Annotated in this window: 17 protein-coding genes; 11 read left to right on the top strand and 6 right to left on the bottom strand. The window is 69.1% G+C overall.

The features are described from left to right. Positions 1-100 precede the first annotated feature (100 nt). Positions 101-1,015: a proteasome assembly chaperone family protein gene (locus EV648_RS28620; RefSeq protein WP_132298224.1), complete on the bottom strand. Its 915-nt coding sequence runs from the start codon at positions 1,013-1,015 to the stop codon at positions 101-103. Positions 1,016-1,314: 299 nt separating this feature from the next. Between EV648_RS28620 and EV648_RS28615 the strand changes: the two genes are divergently transcribed. The 4 genes from EV648_RS28615 to EV648_RS28600 all read left to right on the top strand — a co-directional run bounded on the left by EV648_RS28615 (position 1,315) and on the right by EV648_RS28600 (position 5,307). Then, positions 1,315-2,370: a hydroxyacid dehydrogenase gene (locus EV648_RS28615; RefSeq protein WP_241995659.1), complete on the top strand. Its 1,056-nt coding sequence runs from the start codon at positions 1,315-1,317 to the stop codon at positions 2,368-2,370. Next, positions 2,367-4,277, top strand: coding sequence for a DUF2264 domain-containing protein (locus EV648_RS28610; RefSeq protein ID WP_132298222.1), 1,911 nt, complete (start codon positions 2,367-2,369; stop codon positions 4,275-4,277). The genes EV648_RS28615 and EV648_RS28610 overlap by 4 nt, the downstream gene beginning before the upstream one ends. A gap of 17 nt (positions 4,278-4,294) precedes the next feature. Further along, on the top strand, positions 4,295-4,717 hold the full coding sequence (locus EV648_RS28605) for a hypothetical protein (protein ID WP_132298220.1): 423 nt from the start codon (positions 4,295-4,297) through the stop codon (positions 4,715-4,717). A 62-nt stretch (positions 4,718-4,779) separates the two neighbouring features. Next, complete coding sequence (locus EV648_RS28600; protein WP_132298218.1) at positions 4,780-5,307, top strand: ferritin; 528 nt, start codon at positions 4,780-4,782, stop codon at positions 5,305-5,307. A 138-nt stretch (positions 5,308-5,445) separates the two neighbouring features. On the opposite strand, the gene EV648_RS28595 is transcribed toward EV648_RS28600, so the two are convergent. Both EV648_RS28595 and EV648_RS28590 read right to left on the bottom strand, forming a co-directional pair. Beyond that, on the bottom strand, positions 5,446-7,341 hold the full coding sequence (locus tag EV648_RS28595; protein ID WP_132298216.1) for a DUF2207 domain-containing protein: 1,896 nt from the start codon (positions 7,339-7,341) through the stop codon (positions 5,446-5,448). A 35-nt stretch (positions 7,342-7,376) separates the two neighbouring features. Next, entirely contained in the window at positions 7,377-8,225 is an 849-nt protein-coding gene (locus EV648_RS28590; protein ID WP_241995658.1) for a tyrosine-type recombinase/integrase, read from the bottom strand. 793 nt (positions 8,226-9,018) lie between these two features. Between EV648_RS28590 and EV648_RS28585 the strand changes: the two genes are divergently transcribed. The 6 genes from EV648_RS28585 (at position 9,019) to ubiG (ending at position 15,405) form a co-directional block, all read left to right on the top strand. Further along, positions 9,019-9,603 (top strand): winged helix-turn-helix domain-containing protein, encoded by a 585-nt coding sequence (locus EV648_RS28585; RefSeq protein WP_158294088.1) that lies wholly within the window; start codon positions 9,019-9,021, stop codon positions 9,601-9,603. Continuing rightward, positions 9,600-9,989: a DUF1707 domain-containing protein gene (locus EV648_RS28580; RefSeq protein ID WP_132298210.1), complete on the top strand. Its 390-nt coding sequence runs from the start codon at positions 9,600-9,602 to the stop codon at positions 9,987-9,989. The genes EV648_RS28585 and EV648_RS28580 overlap by 4 nt, the downstream gene beginning before the upstream one ends. Positions 9,990-10,276: 287 nt before the next feature. Then, positions 10,277-10,717: an SRPBCC family protein gene (locus EV648_RS28575; RefSeq protein ID WP_132298208.1), complete on the top strand. Its 441-nt coding sequence runs from the start codon at positions 10,277-10,279 to the stop codon at positions 10,715-10,717. Positions 10,718-10,991: 274 nt separating this feature from the next. Then, complete coding sequence (locus EV648_RS28565; RefSeq protein ID WP_132298206.1) at positions 10,992-12,047, top strand: response regulator receiver protein; 1,056 nt, start codon at positions 10,992-10,994, stop codon at positions 12,045-12,047. Positions 12,048-12,378: 331 nt separating this feature from the next. Continuing rightward, positions 12,379-14,514 carry an elongation factor G-like protein EF-G2 gene (locus EV648_RS28560; protein WP_132298204.1) on the top strand — a complete coding sequence of 712 codons (2,136 nt, stop codon included), beginning with the start codon at positions 12,379-12,381 and terminating at the stop codon, positions 14,512-14,514. Positions 14,515-14,550: 36 nt separating this feature from the next. Beyond that, complete coding sequence (gene ubiG / locus EV648_RS28555) at positions 14,551-15,405, top strand: bifunctional 2-polyprenyl-6-hydroxyphenol methylase/3-demethylubiquinol 3-O-methyltransferase UbiG (RefSeq protein WP_132298202.1); 855 nt, start codon at positions 14,551-14,553, stop codon at positions 15,403-15,405. Here the strand turns inward: ubiG and EV648_RS28550 are convergent. Genes EV648_RS28550 through EV648_RS28540 form a run of 3 tightly spaced genes read right to left on the bottom strand, consistent with a single transcriptional unit; the run spans position 15,398 to position 17,960 of the window. After that, the gene (locus tag EV648_RS28550) at positions 15,398-16,642 is read right to left on the bottom strand and encodes a tetratricopeptide repeat protein (RefSeq protein WP_132298200.1); all 1,245 of its coding nucleotides are present in this window, start codon (positions 16,640-16,642) and stop codon (positions 15,398-15,400) included. The two genes, ubiG and EV648_RS28550, sit on opposite strands and share 8 nt — an antisense overlap. After that, a complete protein-coding gene (locus EV648_RS28545) occupies positions 16,639-17,514 on the bottom strand; it encodes a tetratricopeptide repeat protein (protein WP_132298198.1) in 876 nt (291 codons plus the stop codon). The genes EV648_RS28550 and EV648_RS28545 overlap by 4 nt, the downstream gene beginning before the upstream one ends. Next, a complete protein-coding gene (locus EV648_RS28540; protein WP_132298196.1) occupies positions 17,511-17,960 on the bottom strand; it encodes a hypothetical protein in 450 nt (149 codons plus the stop codon). Before EV648_RS28540 ends, EV648_RS28545 begins: the two co-directional genes overlap by 4 nt. 156 nt (positions 17,961-18,116) lie before the next feature. Between EV648_RS28540 and EV648_RS28535 the strand changes: the two genes are divergently transcribed. Continuing rightward, entirely contained in the window at positions 18,117-18,521 is a 405-nt protein-coding gene (locus EV648_RS28535) for an HIT family protein (protein ID WP_132298194.1), read from the top strand. The last annotated feature ends 114 nt before the right edge of the window (positions 18,522-18,635 follow it).

The following is an 18,635-nucleotide window of genomic DNA, read 5'->3' as shown; positions in this document are numbered from 1 at the left end:
ATCAACCGCACGAATCACCCACTACGCCACGGCCTGACCGTACGAACAGCAACGCCCGAAGAACCCTGAGGCTCTTCGGGCGTTGCTGTTAGGTCGCGGATCAGTTGTCGTCGTCGCGGTTCAGCTCCGCGAGGAACTGCTCGACCTCAGCGCCGAGCTCCTCAGCCGACGGCGTCGACCCCGCCAGCAGACTCCCCCGGCTGACCGAACCAGCCGCGGCGTCGTACTGCGTTTCGAGGGCGTTCACCACGGCGGACGCATCCTCAGAGGCCTCCACCTGCTCGTCCACCAGGCGACCGGTGACGGCAGCCTCGTCGAGGAGCGCCTTGCTAGGGAGCAGCAGGCCAGTCGCCGCGGAGATCGCGTGCACCAGAGCCAGCGCTGCGCCCGGGAAGCGGTTCTCGGCCAGGTAGTGCGGCACGTGGACCGCGAAGCCCATCGCGTCCTTGCCGGCTTCGCCGAGGCGAACCTGCAGCATGGTGGCGGCGCTCGCCGGGAGGCGCATCTCGCCGTCCCAGATGTTCGACCGCGTCACCAGCTCGGGCCGGGTGGCGTGCGCCGTGAGGCCCAGCGGCCGGGTGTGCGGAACGCCCATCGGGATGCCGTGAACGCCGACCGTCAGCGTGACGTTGTAGCGCTCGATCAGCTGCCGTACTGCGCCGGCGAACCGGTTCCAGTGGTTGTCGGGCTCGACACCCTCGAGCAGCAGGAACTCCACGCCGGCGTCGTCCTTCATCAGGTGAAGGGACAGCTGCGGCGGGGTGTAGTCGATGAACCGGTCCTCGGCGAAGGTCACCTCGGGACGGCGGGCCCGGTAGTCGTGCAACAGGTCCACGTCGAACCTGGCCAGCAGGCGGTGGTCCAGCACCTCCAGCAAGTGGTCGGCCGTCACTCGGCCCGCCTGGCCGGCGTCCATGAACCCGTCAAGCGAATGCACCAGCACCTTCGGCGTCGCCGCCGGGCCGGTCGCCACCGACTCGTCGACGATCTCGTAGAGGTCGTCCGGTCGCAGCATCTTCGTCTCCTTCTCACTGGCCAACAGGCGGGTAGGCCCCTCTATCCTGCCTTCTCCAATGAGAACGTCACCTCGCTGGGCAGTAATTCCGCTCCGCGAGATCTTTTCTCGGTACGCCGCTCGCTGCCGGGTGGTTCGACCGATGACGCCTTACAAGCCACCAGGCGTCGCACAGCCCGGCAGCCGGGTGAGTCCAAGCAGGCCTGCGGCGTGAGTCCAGGCCGGCCCGCGGGTGTCCGGATCCAGACACGACGCGGGGAGGACGAGCGGATTCGGAAAGCGCTTGCTAGCGTGCTCCTGTGCGCACCGAATCCGAACCGACTGCCCTAGGCTCCACCATGGCCTCCACCACCGCCGCCCAGCCGACCGTGATGCTTGCGATGAACGAGTCCAGCCGGGCCCGGGTACTCGTCCCCCAGGTGCGCGACCGTCTGGAGCGCGTCGCCACCGTGCTCCCGGTCGGCCCCGGCGACGCCTTCCTCGCCGATCCCGAGGTCCGGAAGGCGCTCGGCGAGGTCGACGCCCTGCTCACCGGCTGGGGCTGCCCGTCGATCACCCCCGAGGTGCTGGACGCTGCCCCCAGGCTCCGGGCGATCATCCACGCGGCAGGCTCGGTCAAGCATTTCGTCGACCCGGCCGCCTTCGAACGCGGGATCCAGGTGTCCTCGGCCGTCGTGGCGAACGCGCTGCCGGTGGCCGAGTTCACCGTCGCCACGATCATCCTGAGCGGGAAGCGGGCGTTCCGCCTCGGCGCGGAGTACAAGCTGAGCAAGCACCGGCCGGATCCGAGCAACGTGTCGGGCAACTACGGCAGCACGGTCGGCCTGCTGGGCGCGTCGCGGATCGGCCGGATGGTGGCTGAGCGACTCCGGGCGTTCGACCTCGAAGTACTGATCAGTGATCCGTATCTGTCCGAGGCCGAGGCGGCTGAGCTTGGCGCGAGCCTGGTCGACCTGGACACACTGTTCACCCGCAGCGACATCCTGAGCGTGCACGCGCCGCTGCTACCCGAGACCGTCGGCCTGGTCGATGCGCGGTTGCTCGGACTGCTGCGGGACGGCTCGGTCCTGATCAACACCGCCCGCGGCCGGATCATCGACGCGGACGCGCTCATTGCCGAATGCCGCTCGGGGCGCATCGACGCGGTGCTCGACGTGACCGATCCGGAACCGCTGCTGCCCGATTCACCGCTGCTGGAACTGCCCAACGTGTTCCTCACGCCGCACCTGGCCGGTGCGGTCGGCAACGAGGTCGCGAGATTGGGCGAATTGGCCGTGGGTGAGCTGGAACGTTTTGCCGCCGGGGCCCCTCTTCATCACGTCATCACCGCCGCCGAGCTTGGGAGAATCGCATGACCCGCCTCGTCCTGCCCGACACCGACCGCGTGCTGTCCCGTCAAACCGGCTGGACTCGTGGGCATTGGGAGGCGCTCGCCGACCACCTGCTCGACTCCCTGGTGCCGTACTTCTCCCCCGGCGCCGCCCGCGTCGTGCTGCCCGGGCGGCCGAGCCGGTCCGGCACCGACTCGGACGAACTCGAGGGGTTCGCACGCTCCTTCATGCTCGCCGCCTTCCGGATCGCGGGCGTCCGTGGCGAGGGCTGCGACAAGCTGATCGAGCGGTATGCCCGCGGTGTCGCCAACGGCGCGAACCCGGACCACCCCGAGGCGTGGCTGCGGCTCACCCCGCGCTCGCAGCAGATGGTGGAGGCCGCCGCGATTGCGGTCGCGCTGCACGAGTCCCGCGAGTGGATCTGGGACCGGCTGGACACCCGCGCCCAGGAGCACGTCGCGGAGTGGCTGGGCGGGTTCATCGGGTCCACCACGCACGACAACAACTGGCGGTTGTTCCAGGTCGTCAGCGAGCAGTTCCTGGCGTCCGTGGGCGCGCCGTACTCCAAGGACGACATCGAGGGCGGCCTTGACCGGATAGAGGACTGGTACGTCGGCGACGGCTGGTACTCCGACGGCGACGGGCAGAACTTCGACAACTACATCGGCTGGGCCATGCACCTCTACCCGGGCCTGTGGACCCGGATGGCCGCCGCAACCTCCGGTACGGAGTACGACGATCGTCTGAAGGTCTACCGGGAGCGGCTGAGCCTCTTCCTGGAGGACGCGGTGCACCTGGTCGGGAACGACGGGGCACCCGTCTACCAGGGGAGGTCGCTCACGTACCGGATGGCTGCGGCCGCGCCGTACTGGATGGGGGCCGTGCTCGACGCCACTCCCCTGTCCCCGGGCCAGACCCGGCGGCTGTGCTCGGGGATCGCGCGGCACTTCGTGCAGCACGGCGTACCGGATGAGCGCGGGCTGCTGACGCTCGGGTGGTATGACACGTTCCTGCCGACGACTCAGGCGTACTCCGGGCCCGGTTCGCCGTACTGGGCCAGCAAGGGGTTCATCGGGTTGCTGCTGCCGCCGGAGCACGCGGTGTGGACGGCTTCCGAGGAGACGGTGCCGCTCGACGAGGCGGACCAGGTCCGGGCGATGCCCGTGCCCGGCTGGCTCGTGCACGCGAGCCGGCACGATCAGGTGGTGCGGCTGATCAACCACGGCGCCGACCACGCACCGCCCGCCGAGCCGGAAGGTGTGGAGCCCGCGGCTGACCCGCACTACGACCGCCTGGCGTACGCGAACCATGCGGGGCCGGAGATCTCCGACGCGGCGTCACTGCAGCGGGTCGACAACCTCACCTCGCTCGTCGATCAGCACGGCAGGTCCAGCCACCGCGGCCGGATCCGCCGCCTCGGGGTCGGCACGCGGTCGGCGGCGTCCTGGCACAAGGCGTGGCTCGGCAGCGAGGGACCGTGGCGGATCGAGACCGCCTCGGTCGTGCACGGCGGCTGGGAGATCCGCTGCTCGCTGGTCGAAGGACCGGCCGGCGCGCTGGTCCGCAGCGGCGGGTACGCCGTCGCCGGGGATTCCTTGCCTACAGCAACCGTCGGCGGGTCGCCCGCCTGGTCCGCGGCGCGGAACGCGGACGGGCTGATGTCCGCCGTCGTCAACCTGCACGGGTACGACGAGGCCGGCCTGCACCGCGATCTCGGGGCGAACCCGTTCGGCCCGCACTCCGCCACGCCGTACCTGACGGTGAGCCACGGAGGTGAGCCGCTGGTGCTCGTTCACGCGGTGTTGCTGACCCGTGACGCGATCCGCCCCGAGGCACTCGCCGAGGGAATCCAGGTCGCCGTCGCCGGGCACGAGATCACGATCACATTCCCCGGTGACGACACTGAGACAGTGCGCCTCGGGGACCACTGATCTCGTACGGTCTAGGTATGACCGAAGCACTCGAACCCAGTGTCACCGACGCGCTGGCCCAGGCGGTGGCGGCCGATCCCAGCACCGAGAACCAGGAGAAGTTGTGGGAGGCAACGTTCTTGCTGGACCGCTGGTACTTCGTCCAGCGCGGTGAGCCTGGTAACCCGCAGCCGTTCGTCGGCGTGCACCAGGACCAGCCGTTCCTGATGGCCTTCACCTCCGCGCAACGGGCCCGGGGATTCGCGATCGACAACGGGCTCGTGCCCGCGGACGCCGAGGTCCAGGTGCTCGCGCTGGCTCCCGAGGACGCGGTAGCCCAGGCACCGGTGTGGTTGCAGCAGGGCATCGCGGCGATCACCTTCGACCACGGAGTGGCCGGCTATTTCGCTCCGCTCGGCAACCTGCCCGCGATCCGTTCGCATGTGCAGGGTGGTCGGTGACACGCCGTCAGGTCAGGCTCACCAACGATGTTATCGGGGCGTTCGAGCACTACATTGACCTGATGAGCACGTACCAGAAACTCCTTCAAGAACAGATTCGCAACGAATTCACGGCGTCACAGCAGTACACGGCAGTGGCTGTCTGGTTCGACGATCAGGATCTGCCCCAACTCGCGTCGCACTTCTACAAGCAGTCCCTGGAAGAGCGCAACCACGCGATGATGATGGTTCAGTACCTGCTCGACAAGGACATCCGGCCGAACATCCCGGGTGTCGGCGACGTGGTGAACGACTTCGACACCGCGCTGGAGCCGCTCGAACTCGCGCTGCAGCAGGAGATCACCGTCACCAAGCAGGTCGAGACGCTGGCCAGGACCGCGCGCGACGACGGCGACTACGTCGGCGAGCAGTTCATGCAGTGGTTCCTCAAGGAGCAGGTCGAGGAAGTGGCCGCGATGACCACGCTCGTCAACGTCGCCAAGCGCGCCGGCGACAACCTCTTCCACCTGGAGGACTTCCTCGCCCGCGAGACGGTGGGTGACAACGGCGCGGACCCCACCGCCCCTACCGCGGCCGGCGGCTCCGTCTGACCCGCACCACCGGCTCCGTCTGACCGGCGCCACCGCCGCACTCCGGGCCGCAGCGATGCGCGCGGCGGCCCGGCCGCGCGCCCAACGGTCACCACGAGCGGGCGCCGTGTGTACGGCGGGCCCGGTTGGCCGCCGGCGTTACCAGGAGCTGGTGCCGCCGCCTCCGCCGCCTCCGCCGGAGGATCCGCCGCTGAAGCCGGACGAGCTGCCGCCTCCCCCGCCGCTGCCGGCCGGTGCCGGGGGTGGGTCGAAGGTGTTCGCCACGGTCTGGCTGATGCTTCCGGCCGCGAATCCCGAGCTGTAGTACGCGGGACCGGAGTACCAGTAGGGATCCGGCGTGATCCGGCCGGCGGCGACCAGCTGCGCGCAGACCCGCTGCCAGCGGTCCGCCAGCCCGAAGGCGATTGCCCAGGGCAAGTACTTGCTGAAGATGTCCTCGCCCTCCTCGAACCGGAGCTGGTCGGCCTCGGCCGTGGCGAGATAGGTCCGGAACCCGATCAGCTGATCCGTCACCGCCCGGCCGGCCGGGTTGCGCTGGCCCTGCGACCGCTTGCCGATCCACAGCCCGATGGCGACGATCACCGCCAGCACCGGGATCGCGATGCTCGCGGCACGACCCAGACCACCTGTGGCGGCCGCGATCGCAGTACCGGCGAAGCCTGCACCGAACACCCAGAAGCCGACCATCGCGATACATGCGCAGCGAGCGCCGCTGGCGAAGCTGGAACCACCGCCTGCGCGAGGCATCCGCAGGTACCACTGGCGCTGCTGGATCTGCTGACGTAACTGGCCGATCATCGCGTCGTGGGCCTGGCGCATGGAGGTGTCGCCGGTCGGCCTGCGCTCGAGGACGATCTCCGAACCCGGCTGCAGGGTCGGGAACAGCCCCTGCATCAGTACCTGTTCGTGCGGGACGGTGGCGGCGGCCGGGTTCAGCAGCACGGCCTTCTGCTCCGGGCCGTTGTTGTCGATCCGGACGGCGCCGCGTACCGCGAGGTCGATCAGCGTCGCCGCGGTCTCGGTCGTGTTCGCCTTCGCGTCGATCAGCAGACCACCTTCGGCGACCGGGATGCGCGGCGGCGAGAACGCTACCGGGATCTGGTCCTCCCTCAGGTCGTCCGTGACCACCTGGGCGGCCATCCCGTCGGGCGGGAAGGTGCCCGGCGGCATACCGGCGAAGCGTTGGTCCTTGTTGCCGTTCCTGCCGTAGAGCACCGCCGCGATGATCGCCCCGATGGTGACGACGCCGGAGCCGATGAGCCCGCCGACCGTGAGCCCTTGGCGTTCGAGCAACCCTGGCGCATCGGACAGGAGCGGGGTGTCGTTGGTGACCGCACCGGCCGTAATCGACGCGACGACCGTCAGTCCGTTGCGCGAGTCCAGCAGTGCCTGCCTGTACTGACCGACTCCACCCGACACCGTCGCGCTGTCGCAAGGTGTCGTCGATCCCTGCGGACCGGCGAAGCAAGTGGCCGCCTGCACGCCCTGCGGGACGGTCACGCTGACTGAGACGTTCTTGGTGACCGCCTCGGTGAGCGTGCCGGTGGCGTCCCAGTACAGCTCGCTGTGGTCGTCGAAGTGCCGCAACGAGCCACGCACCTCGTACTCGATCACGTACGTCGCCGTCGGGTTGGTGACCGTCCGGTTCGCCGAGCCGATCTTCAGCTGCAGGCTCTGGTCGCGGTCGTTGTTCGTCTTGTTCACGGTCTGGGTGAACTCGGCGCTGTCACCGGACGGGCTGGACACCCGCACGTTCGAGATGTCGTAGCGCTGGTCCTTCGAGTCGTCGTCGACGTACGGCTCGCGGGTGACGAGATCCCGGACGATGCCGTGCCGGCCGGAGCTCGGCCCGAAGCGGTAGACGATCTCCTCGCGCACCTGCAGCACACCGTCCGGAGTCACTTCGTAGGTGAACCGCATCGAATCGATCACGTCGTCGCTGAGCGACGAGGCGGCGACCGTCGGTACCGCGAACCCGGCCAGCACGAACCCGACGAAGATCGAGACGATGGCGGTGAAGAATCCCCTACGCATGCGGCGAATGTACCGATGCCGGGGGTCCGCGGCGGTCAACCTGAGCTCGGCGGTACGTCGCCGGCCGCGTTGATGGCGGCTTCGACCAGATCCGCGGCTGTGGTGTCCCTGGTGCGGCGGCCTCGGTCGTAGTACTGGGTGGTGGAGATGGTGGCGTGGCCGACGTCCGCCTGGACGTGCTGGATGCGGGCGTCCTGCTCGAGGGCAATGGTCACGTAGGCATGCCGCAGGGCGTGCGGGTGTACGCGGTCGGCGACATCCGCTAGCGCAGGACCGGCCTGTACTGCGATCCGCCGGAGCAGCGTGTTGACGTCGAAGCGGGAGCAGCGTCCTCCGTCGCGCGTGGCGATCAGGGGTGTTCGTCCGGCGCTGGTTCGGCCGCGGAGGGCTGGGGTGGATGCTTCGCTGGTGCGGTCCCGCTCGGTCAGGTAGTCGCGGAGGGCGTTGGCTGCTAGCTGGGTCAGGTAGACCTCGCGGTGGACGCCGCCCTTGCCGAGGACTCGCAGCATCGGCTCTCCCCCGGACACGACGAGGCTCTCGCGGTCCAGGCCGACCAGTTCGGAGACTCGGAGGCCTAGGGTCAGCAGCGCGACCACGGCCACCGCGCGGGCGGAGTACAGGTCGCGGTGGCGTGTGCGGTTGGGCAGTCGGGCTGCTGCGTCTAGAAGTGCACGCAGTTGGCTCGCTGTGAGCCGGATGGTCGGCGAGGCGTCGCGGGCGGTGCTGCCAAGGCCGAGGCGGCTCCTGTTGAGGGCGGCCGGGTTGGCTGGGACAACGCCGGTCTCAGTGAGGTGGCCGTAGAAGGCGGAGAGGGTGGACAGCATCCGCTGCCTGGTCCGCTTCTCGGCTCCGGCCGCGTCCAGCTGATGCAGCCACGCCTTCACCTCGTTGCCAGTAGCCGCCCGCGGATCCAGCCCTCGGCCCGCACACCACCTGAACCACGCCAGTTGGTGTAGCGGCCCCGTCTTGCCGACTGGCACCTGACCTGGTGCTTGACCTGGCGCCCGGCCGGGTGCATCGCCCGGTACTGGGTCTGGCGGGCCAGATGCATGGCCAGGCGTCCGCTCGGCGCTGCCGGCGCGTCCCAGGGAGTCGACCCACTCGACGGGGAGGCCGAGTGCGTAGGCGTAGGTCCGGCGAGTGCCGGCGTTCGCGTACTGGCTGAGCCAGTCAGCAAGTTGCTCTCGCAACCCCTCCGGATCCACGACCCCCGGCCACGACCCCTCGTCCGCGCCGGATCCGTCGGCCGTGCCGGGTGCCGTGCCTGGGCGGCGGCCACCTGTTGGGCCAACCATCGCCGGAACTCGTGCGCTTGTGATTGCTGCTCGCGCGGCCTCCAGGACTGCTAGCGCGTCGGAGCCGTGGGCGGGCATTCGCGCTGACGAGTCGGCCAACTCCGCAGGCGCCTTCTCCACGGCTGGCAGTGCCGAGGGCGACGTCTCCGAGGGCGGCGGTTCCGACGGCGGCATCTGCTGATTTTCGTCCACTCGGCAGGAGCTCTGGGGCTCCCACGCCGCGCCGTTCCGGACCGACTCGCGCCCGCCAGGGGTCCTGAGCGACGGAACGCTCGAAGGCGTTCGGCCGGATGCGCGCCCTGGTCCAACCGGCCGCATGCACCCTTTTGATTGTAAAATCTTCCAACCAACGGAAATCAGTGCAATGAACGGTGGTCGGTCGATGAGTACACACGGCTCTGGTGCGTCGCCCCGGCGATGGCAGGGCGTGCACAAGGCACTCGCCGATCCCCTGCGCATCCGGCTCCTGGAGGTGCTGTGGGAGCTGCCGCAGTCCGCACGTGAGCTCGCCGGACGCACCGATGTTCCGGCTGACCGGCTCTACTACCACCTAGGTCAGCTTGAGAAGGCCGGGCTGATCGAGATCGCCGAATACCGGCCGCTAGCCCGCGGCAAGGTCGAGCGGGTCTACGCCCCCGCGGTCACCGAACCCCCCGACGATGCCGTGAGCCCCGAGGAGATGGCCGAGTTCCTCGGCTCGATGCTGGATGCCACCCGGGCCGACATCAACGCCGCCTATCGGTCCAAGCAGGCCGGCGGCCGGCGGGAGGTCGATCTGTACCGCGGTGTGCTGCGGCTGACCGAGGAGGCGCTCGCCGAACTGCGCGACGACGTCGAACGGCTCACCACCCGGTTCGCGGACCAAGATGCCCCCGGCGTCTGGACGCGACTGGTCGTCGCGGTAGTCGACCTGCAAGACCGCCCGTCTGCGGACGCCGTCGCACCCGAGTCTGAGAGGTCGCCATGAACAACAGAGAGGCCGGCACGAACAACAGCGAGGCCGTCACGAACAGCAGCGAGGTCGTCTTGAATGGCAGCGAGGAGCGCGCGAACAGCCCTGCGGTACGGGCCTCGGACGCCGAGCGCGACCAGGTCGCGGCGCAGCTGCAACACCACTACGCGGTTGGCCGGCTGACCCTGCCCGAGCTCGAAGAACGCGTGGCCGGGGCTCACGAAGCACGAACCCGCGAGCAACTCGATGCCCTCGTGAGCGATCTGCCGGGCGAGCCGAAAGCAGCTGCGTCACCCACGTATGAAATCGACTCCCGCCTACTCATCATCCTGTTGTGCACCTCACCACCTGCGGCTCTCGTCTACTGGCTCATCTACTACATCCGGGAGAAGAACCTCTAGGGGGTTCGACTGGAGCCGTGTGCGCCGCGTGCTCCCAACGTGCGAGGGGTCGTTGTGTCCCGCACCGCCTCAAAGCGGGCCGATAGGACCGCTGCTGAAGTGCCACACGTCCGGTCAGCCGATGAGCGGTCGAACGGCACCCACCCTTGCTCTGCCTCCGAACCCGCGCCGCGATCGAGGGGACATTCGCCAGTAGCCGATCCTGACCAACGGCCCTGGTTCGTCCGCCTTCTTGCGAGTCAGCATGGTGGTCCGCGAGGGCAACCGCGACCGGGGAGGGCATCGCGATGACTCACATTTACGGAGAGGTCACTATCGACGCGCCAGTCGACGAGGTTTTCGACCTGGTCGCCGATGAGCGGAACGAGCCGAGGTACAACCCTCGGATCGTGCGTGCCGAGAAGGTGAGCGAAGGACCGATCGGCATCGGCTCGCGATTCGTAGCCGCGCCCAAGGGCATGGGCGCGAAGGGCGAGATGGCCCTGGAGATCGTGGAGTACGACAGACCGCATGGCCTTCACAATGTCGTGCGCTCGTCGTACCTGCGGGTCGACGGAACGCTGACATTCGACGGGGTCGAGGGCGGGACGCGCCTGAGGTGGGACTGGGACATGGTTCTGCTCGGCCCGATGCGGGTGCTGTCCCCGGTGCTGAGCTTCTTCGGCCCCGGTTGGGAGCGCCGGAACTGGGTTGGGCTCAAGAAGTACATGGAATCCGGTCGTCGCTGAGCCGCCCGCTGCAGTGGACGCGACGCCTGCCTCGTTGCCGGGTGCGCCGCTACCGCCCAACCATCCGCGCATGCCACTTTCGCCGAGTTCGAAGTCGACCTGCTGCGGTTGCGGACCCGAGAAGGGATGGCCGTGGCCAAAGCCAAGGGAAAGCTCCGGGGCAAGCAACCCAAACTGTCCAACAAAACACAGGTTTCGTGGGGTTTAGGTTTGGTTTTGGAAACGCCGAATCAGTTACCAGGTTTTGATACCGCTAACTTCTACGCTCACGGGCATGAGTGAGGACGCTGGACGGTGCGGATACAGCAAGTGCCGGGCGGAGTTGCCGGGACCTGGGGTGCAGGGTGGGCGGCCGCGAAGTTTCTGCCGGGATACGCGGTGGGAGGGCGGGCGGACCTGTGCGCAGCTGGCGCGGGCTGAGCGGGAAGCGCTGGGAGCGCTCGGGCTGGATGCCGGGAGCAGCACCTTCCGGCTGGATGCGGAGCGGCTGCGGGAGCACCTCGACACGATCCGCGGGCCGGTGGACGCGCTGACGGCTGCACTCCATGCGGTGACAACGCGGCTGGACGAGGTTGAGGCGGCTGCTGTGGGAGCTGTCGAGGCTGCTCACACCCAGGTCGCCGAGGCCGAGAGAGCCCGGGTCGCTGCCGAGGAAGCCCGGGCGACCGCCGAACACCGGACCCGGCAGAGCGTCACCACCGCTGAGCGTGCTGCCAAGGAGCGCGCCGAGGCTGTCGAGCGGGCGAACGCTGCGGCGCGACAGGCCCTCGAAGCCACCGAGGCTCTGGGAGCCGCCCGGCAACAGGCTCAGGACGCGATCGCCGCCCGCCAAGCCGCCGAAGTACAGCTGACCCGAGAATCAGAACGCGCCACAGCCGTCGAGGACCAGGCCCGCCAAGCACTTGCAGCCGCCGAGCACCTGACTCGCGAAGCCCTCACCACCGCCAACCGCGAGAAGCAGGAAGCGGTAGCCGCCGCCCAACACGAGGCCCAGCAAGCCGTCGCCGCCGCCGAGCGGGCGGGACAGGGGGCTGTAGCCGCCGCGAGGGCAGAGGCAGCCGAGGCGCTTGCAGCTGCCGAGGCCGATGCCCGCAAGACGCAGGCAGATGTTGAGAATGAGCTCCGGAGATTGGCGGCCGCGGTTGAGCTAGGCACAGCCGAGCGCGACGCTGCTCGAGCCGGCGAGGCCGAGCGGCGAGCCGACCTCGAAGTACTGCGCGCTGAACTGGCCGCCGAGCGGACACGCGACCGACGCCTCCACCCCGACGACCTCCACGCAGTAGTCACAGCCCTAGCTGCGAGCACCACGCCAACCCCCTCCACCCCGTAGCCACCCCACCCGGCTGTCACAGCCCTCTCTGCAAGCACCACGCCAACACTCTCCGCCGCTGGCCACCCCACCGGCTGCCACGCAGTACCGGCCGCTGCCAGTCCACACCAGCAACCTCCGCGCAGTACCGGCTGCTGCTGGCATCGCGGCAGCAACCTCCGCGTGGTACCGGCTGCGGCCAGCCACACCGGCGGGCCAGCGCGCCGAGCGGCTCGCGGGCGGGGCCAGGGCCGCGCGCCCCGGGAGAGTCCGCTCAGGCGGGGTTGTCGGCGGGTTGGGGTTGTGCTGGGGCGGGGGTTGGGGGAATGGTGGCTTAACCAGGAGGAACGTCATGGCAGACAAGACGAATACTTCCCAGGGCGCCGGTGCTGCTCCTGTCGCGGAGAGCCCGGCCGCCATCCGTAACGTGGTGCTCGTCGGCCCGTCGGGTGCGGGCAAGACCACCCTCGTCGAGGCCTTGCTGGTCGCCTCCGGCGTGCTCACAAGACCGGGCAGCGTCGTGGACGGTACGACGGTGTGCGACTGCGACGACGCGGAGATCCGGCAGCAACGCTCGGTCGGACTGGCGCTGGCGCCTCTGCAGCACGACGGCATCAAGGTGAACCTGATCGACACCCCCGGGTACGCAGACTTCGTCGGCGAGCTCCGGGCCGGCCTGCGCGCGGCGGACTGCGCTCTCTTCGTGGTCGCGGCGAACGAGGCCGTGGATGAGCCGACCAAGGCGTTGTGGCAGGAGTGCGACCGGGTCGGGATGCCCCGGGCTGTCGTGATCACCAAGCTGGACCACGCTCGCGCGAACTACGAGAATGCGCTCTCCACGGCGCAGAACGCGTTCGGCGACAAGGTCCTGCCGCTCTACCTCCCGGCCGGCAAGGGGCTGATCGGCCTGCTCTCCCAGACGTACTACGAGTACGACGGCGGCAACCGCAGCACGCACGCCCCGGACCCGCAGTACGCCGATCAGATCGAGGAACTCCGCGGCATCCTGATCGAGGGGATCATCGAGGAGTCCGAGGACGAGTCGCTGATGGAGCGCTATCTCGGCGGCGAGGAGATCGACCAGGCGGTGCTGATCGAGGACCTGGAGAGAGCGGTCGCCCGTGGTTCCTTCTTCCCGGTGATCCCGGTCTGCAGCGGCACCGGCCTCGGCACCCACGAACTGCTCGAGGTCGCGACCAGCGGCTTCCCGTCGCCACTGGAGCACCCGCTGCCCGAGGTGTTCACCCCGCACGGCGTACCGCGCAACAAGCTGGCCACCGATCCCTCGGGACCACTGCTCGCCGAGGTGGTGAAGACGACGTCGGACCCGTACGTCGGCAGGGTCAGCCTGGTGCGGGTGTTCTCCGGCACCATCAGGCCCGACACGACGGTTCACGTGTCGGGCCATTTCACGTCCTTCTTCGGTGAGGGCAACAGCCACGCGGACCACGACGAGGACGAGCGCATCGGCACGCTGTCGTTCCCCCTGGGCCGGCAACAGCGACCCGCCACCACGGTCGTCGCGGGTGATCTGTGCGCGATCGGGCGGCTCACTCGCGCGGAGACCGGCGACACCCTGTCCGACAGGATGGATCCACTCCTGCTCAAGCCCTGGACGATGCCCGAGCCGCTCCTTCCGGTCGCAGTACAGGCTCATGCGAAGACGGACGAGGACAAACTGTCGGTCGGGTTGCAGCGGCTGGCCGCGGAAGACCCGACGCTCCGGATCGAGCAGAACCCCGAGACCCACCAGATCGTCCTGTGGTGCATGGGCGAGGCGCATTCCGACGTCGTGCTCGACGCACTGGCGAACCGGTACGGCGTGACGGTGGACACCGTGGAACTGCGCGTGCCGCTGCGGGAGACCTTCGGTGGCAAGGCGAAGGGCCACGGCCGGCACGTGAAGCAGTCCGGCGGCCACGGCCAGTACGCCGTCTGCGACATCGAGGTGGAGCCGCTGCCGGAGGGCATGGAGTTCGAGTTCGTCGACAAGGTGGTCGGCGGCGCGGTGCCGCGGCAGTTCATCCCGAGCGTGGAGAAGGGGATCCGCGCGCAGATGGAGAAGGGGGTCGGCGCGGGCTATCCGATGGTGAACATCCGGGTCACCCTGCTCGACGGCAAGGCGCACAGCGTCGACTCGTCGGACATGGCGTTCCAGATGGCGGGTGGACTCGCTCTCCGCGAGGCCGCCACCGCGACCAAGGTGAACCTGCTCGAGCCGGTCGATCTCGTCTCCGTCCTGACGCCGGACGACCTGGTCGGCGCGGTGATGAGCGACCTGTCCGGCCGTCGCGGCAGACTGCTCGGCACCGAGCGCGTCGGCGAGGACCGCACGCTGGTGAAGGCGGAGGTCCCGCAGGTGGAGATCACCCGCTACGCGATCGACCTGCGCTCGCTGTCCCACGGCGCCGCGTCCTTCACCCGCAGCTTCGCCCGCTACGAGGCGATGCCCGAGTCGGCCGCCGCCCGGATGAAGTCCACGGCCTGACCTTCCGTACTGCGGTGCCGGCCGAAGGTGTCCGCAATGACCATCGACAACCACATCGACAACGAGATCTACGACCGCCTCGGCGGCACCTGGTGGGACGAGGACAACCCGCTCAACGTGCTGCACGGAAGCTTCACGCCCGGGCGGCTCGCCTACTTCCGTGAGGTGCTCGAACGCACCGGGCGGGACCCGGCCGGACTGCGAGCCCTGGACGTCGGCTGCGGCGGTGGCTTCCTGGCCGAGGAGTTCGCCAGGCTCGGCTGCCAGGTCGTCGGGGTCGACCCCTCGCGAGTGTCCATCGCGACCGCCCGGCGCCACGCCACGTCGTCCGATCTGAAGATCGAGTACGTCGTCGCGTCCGGCGAGCACCTCCCGCTGGAGAGCGCGTTCTTCGATCTCGCCTATTGCTGCGATGTCCTCGAGCACGTCGCCGACGTCGAGCTGGTGATCCGCGAATCGGCCCGGGTGCTCAAGCCGGGCGGTCTCTACCTGTTCGACACGATCAACCACACTGCCGCCAGCCAGATCTTCGCCATCAGCCTGCTGCAGAAGTGGCGGCTGACCAGGGTCATCGACACCGATCTGCACAACTGGGACATGTTCATCACGCCGTCCGAGCTCGGCGCCCACCTGCGGCGGCATCGGCTGAGCCTCGACGAGATCGTCGGCCTCGGCCCCCGAGCGAGTATGGCGAGGCTGCTCCGGTACTACGTACAGCAGCGCCTCGGCCGGATCACCTTCGGCGAGCTGAGCCGAAGGATGAACGTCGGCCAGGTGGACCGCACCGACATCTCCTACATGGGCTACGCCACGAAGGCGAACGCGACAGACACCGACGGCGGCACCGCGACCGCCACCGACACGACATCGGCACCGCCGGCCCCTAGCTGAGCCGGCGGCGGATGTCCTTGCTGCGGAGATAGGCGGCCACGTCGTCGTACCGCTCGGACTGGTTGGCGAACTCGATGTACGAGCGGACCCGGTGCAGCCAGTCGAGCGTGGACGGCTTCACCGTCGGGAGCGCCGTCGTCAGGTGCTGCATCGACAGAGGCGGCTCTCCGCCGGATGTGAGCGCCTCGTCGATCACCCGATCCACCCCCCGCTCGACCAGCGCGCGCAGATCCGCGCCGCTGAACATCGGCGTCTGGTTCGCCAGCGCCTTGAGGTCCAGCCCCGCGGACGGCACCTCCTTCACCAGCACCGAGAGGATGTCGGCGCGGGCCGGCTCGTCCGGCGGCGGCACGAAGATCACCCGGTCGAACCGCCCGGGCCGCAGCATCGCCTCGTCCACGTCCCACGGCGCGTTGGTCGCCGCCAGGACCAGCAGACCCTCGTTCTCGGAGCCGATCGCGTCGAGCTCCTGCAGCAGTACGTCGACCAGCCGGCGTGATTCCGAGCCGCCGTGCTTGTGCCGGGCGAAGGCCAGCGCGTCCAGCTCGTCGAGGAACAACACGCAGGGCGCGTTCGCCCGGGCTCGCTCGAAGGCGGCGTGCAGGTTCCGCTCGGAGACCCCGAGGTAGGGGTCCATCACGTCTTCGATGCGCACGTTGACGAACGGCAGCCCGCACTCCCCCGCGGTCGCCCGGGCCAGCAGCGTCTTGCCGCAGCCGGGCGGTCCGTAGAGCATCACGCCGCCGCCGGACTTCCGCCCGTACTTCTGGTACAGCTCAGGGCGGCTCAGCGGCAGGATCACCATCCGGTGGATGACCCGCTTGATCTCGTCCATCCCGCCGACCTGGTCGAAGGTGGTCGACTCCTTCGGGGTGTCGAACTCGAACGGAGCCTCGTCCTCGGGGCCGACCTTGATCTTGACGCCGCTGCGCTCGGCGATCAGCTCGTCCGCCAGTTGCTGCAGTCGCCCGGTGCCCTCGACGACGCCTGCCTGCCGCGCGGCTTCCAGACAGCTCCGCAGCAACGCGAGCCGGCCGTTCACCGCCGCCAGCTCACCGACGACCACCAGCTGATCATCCGGCAGCCCCTGCTGATCGAGCAGTACGACGTACTGGTCGAGCGCGGGCTCGGTCTCACCGGCGGCGACGAGTGACTCGGCCAGCACGAGCCGGAGCAGTACGTCGTCCGGGCTGGCCTCGACCGCCTTGCGCAGCGCGGAGATCCGGTCGTTGCTCATGAACCCCACTTCCGGTTGATCCAGCGGCGGACCAGGGGCGGCGCCACCCACGAGTACACGCAGAACGCGAACCAGCCGACGGCAACCACCGCAGCCAACGGGCCGAGCCCTGCGATACGGAAGCCGTAGATCACGGCGACCGCGCAGACCCAGATCACGAGCGGGTTGAACCGCTGAAACGGGCGGAGCGGCCGCAGCAGCGGGTGGTTGATCAGCTTCGCCTCGCGTGCGGCCTCGCGCAGGTCCTGGTCGCCCGGATGCGAGGACGCCGCGGACGCGAGAGAGCGGTATCCCGACTTGGAGTCGCCGGTCAGCATCGACGACGCTCCGTGCAGTGCCCTGGCGCCCGGATCCTCGGGATCGTAAGAGAGCGCTTCCTGGCTGTGCCGGTGCATGTCCTTGTGCCGGCCCTGGGCGAACGCGATCTGCGCCCGGGCCGCGGAGACAGCGGCGCTCTCCGGAGCCTGGGAGGCGGCGCGCTCGACGAGGGCGGCGGCCTTCTCGGTCTGCCCCGCCGCGAGGCACACCATCGCGTAACCGATCAGCAGGTCCGGGTCGTTCGGGTCGAGGCTGAGGCCTTGGAGGTACGCCGCCTCGGCCTCGGGGAGATTCCCCACCGCGCGAAGGCTTGAGCCCAGAACCTGGAGCAGCGGGAGGAACGGGCCGTGGTGGGACAAGCCGTCCCGCAGTACGTCGGCTGCCTCTGCGTGGCGGTTCAGCGCGTGGAGGGCGGCACCGCGGAACAGGTACGCCCGGTAGTCGAGGGCGGCGTCGCCCCAGAGGCCCTGGAGTTCGTCGAGGGTGCGCTCGGGGTGTCCGATCTGCAGCCAGTGACCGGCCATTTGCAGTCTTGCATCGGCTGGTTCGGTCACAGTGCCACCACCACGAGCGCGAGCAGGAGCGCTTCGAGCAGGCCGAGTCCGATCACCGCGGCGATCCCCGGACCCCAGAGCGAGCCGTACTCGCTGCCGCGCAACTGGAACGCCCGGTCCATCGGCTGCTGGATCCGCAGTTGGGCGAGGCAGGCGACCACCGCGACCAGGCGGACCGCCACTCGGATGCCGGAGGAGGTGGAGGTGTCGTCGGCGAGCAACGTGATCACGACGGCGGCCAGGACCAGGCCGATCGCGCCGATGACCAGGATCAGCCTGCGCTTGTCGGTCGGGACTCCGAGGCGCCGGGCGTTGAGGAAGGCGATCACCGTGGAGGCGATCACGCCGCCGAAGAACGCGACGTACGTCTGAGACACCAACCGCCAGGGCCGCGCGGACATGTCGACGCCGGCGCCGATGGTCGGGCGCAGCAGTTCGTCCGGCATGTGGCTCCCTCAATTGATCAGGCCCGCGCATCTTAGGCCAGCCCCCACCCCGTTGTCCCCCACTACCTGGGATCCGAAGGTCTCTGAGCAGAGGCTGCTCCCCAGCGGACGCAAGGATGGGATCGGCGCCGGAGGGCGCACCACTAGGCTGGCCCGATGAGTGAAAACTGTCTGTTCTGCGGGATCGTGGCCGGGGCCATTCCGTCGGAGCAGGTCGCCTCGAACGAGCGGGCGATCGCCTTCATGGACATCAATCCGGCCACCCGTGGACATCTGCTGGTGGTTCCCCGCGAGCACGCGACGGATCTGCGGGAGAGCGCTCCCGAGGATCTCATCGCCGCGACCCTGCTGGCCCAGTCCCTGGTCGGCCGCGTGATCGAGCGCTTGGATGCCGACGGCGCGAACCTGCTCAGCTGCATCGGCGCCGACGCCTGGCAGAGCGTCTTCCACACCCACCTGCATGTCATCCCCCGCTACAAGGACGACCCGCTCCAACTCCCCTGGCACCCCACCTCGGGCGACGCCGACGCCATCACGGCCACCGCGGCCGAACTCCGCTGATCGCGCGCGTCGCCGAAACGACCGAACCGCGAGAGTGATCGGAGCGCCGGAGTGAGCCTGGCGGTGTAACGCCGCGGGGGCTCGTGACACTGCAGGGGCGGAAGGATTTCGCCG

It is taken from the genome of Kribbella sp. VKM Ac-2568 (assembly GCF_004345365.1).
Taxonomy (GTDB): domain Bacteria; phylum Actinomycetota; class Actinomycetes; order Propionibacteriales; family Kribbellaceae; genus Kribbella; species Kribbella orskensis.
Note: the sequence above shows the minus strand (reverse complement) of the source record. Positions and strands in the feature narration are given on the sequence as shown.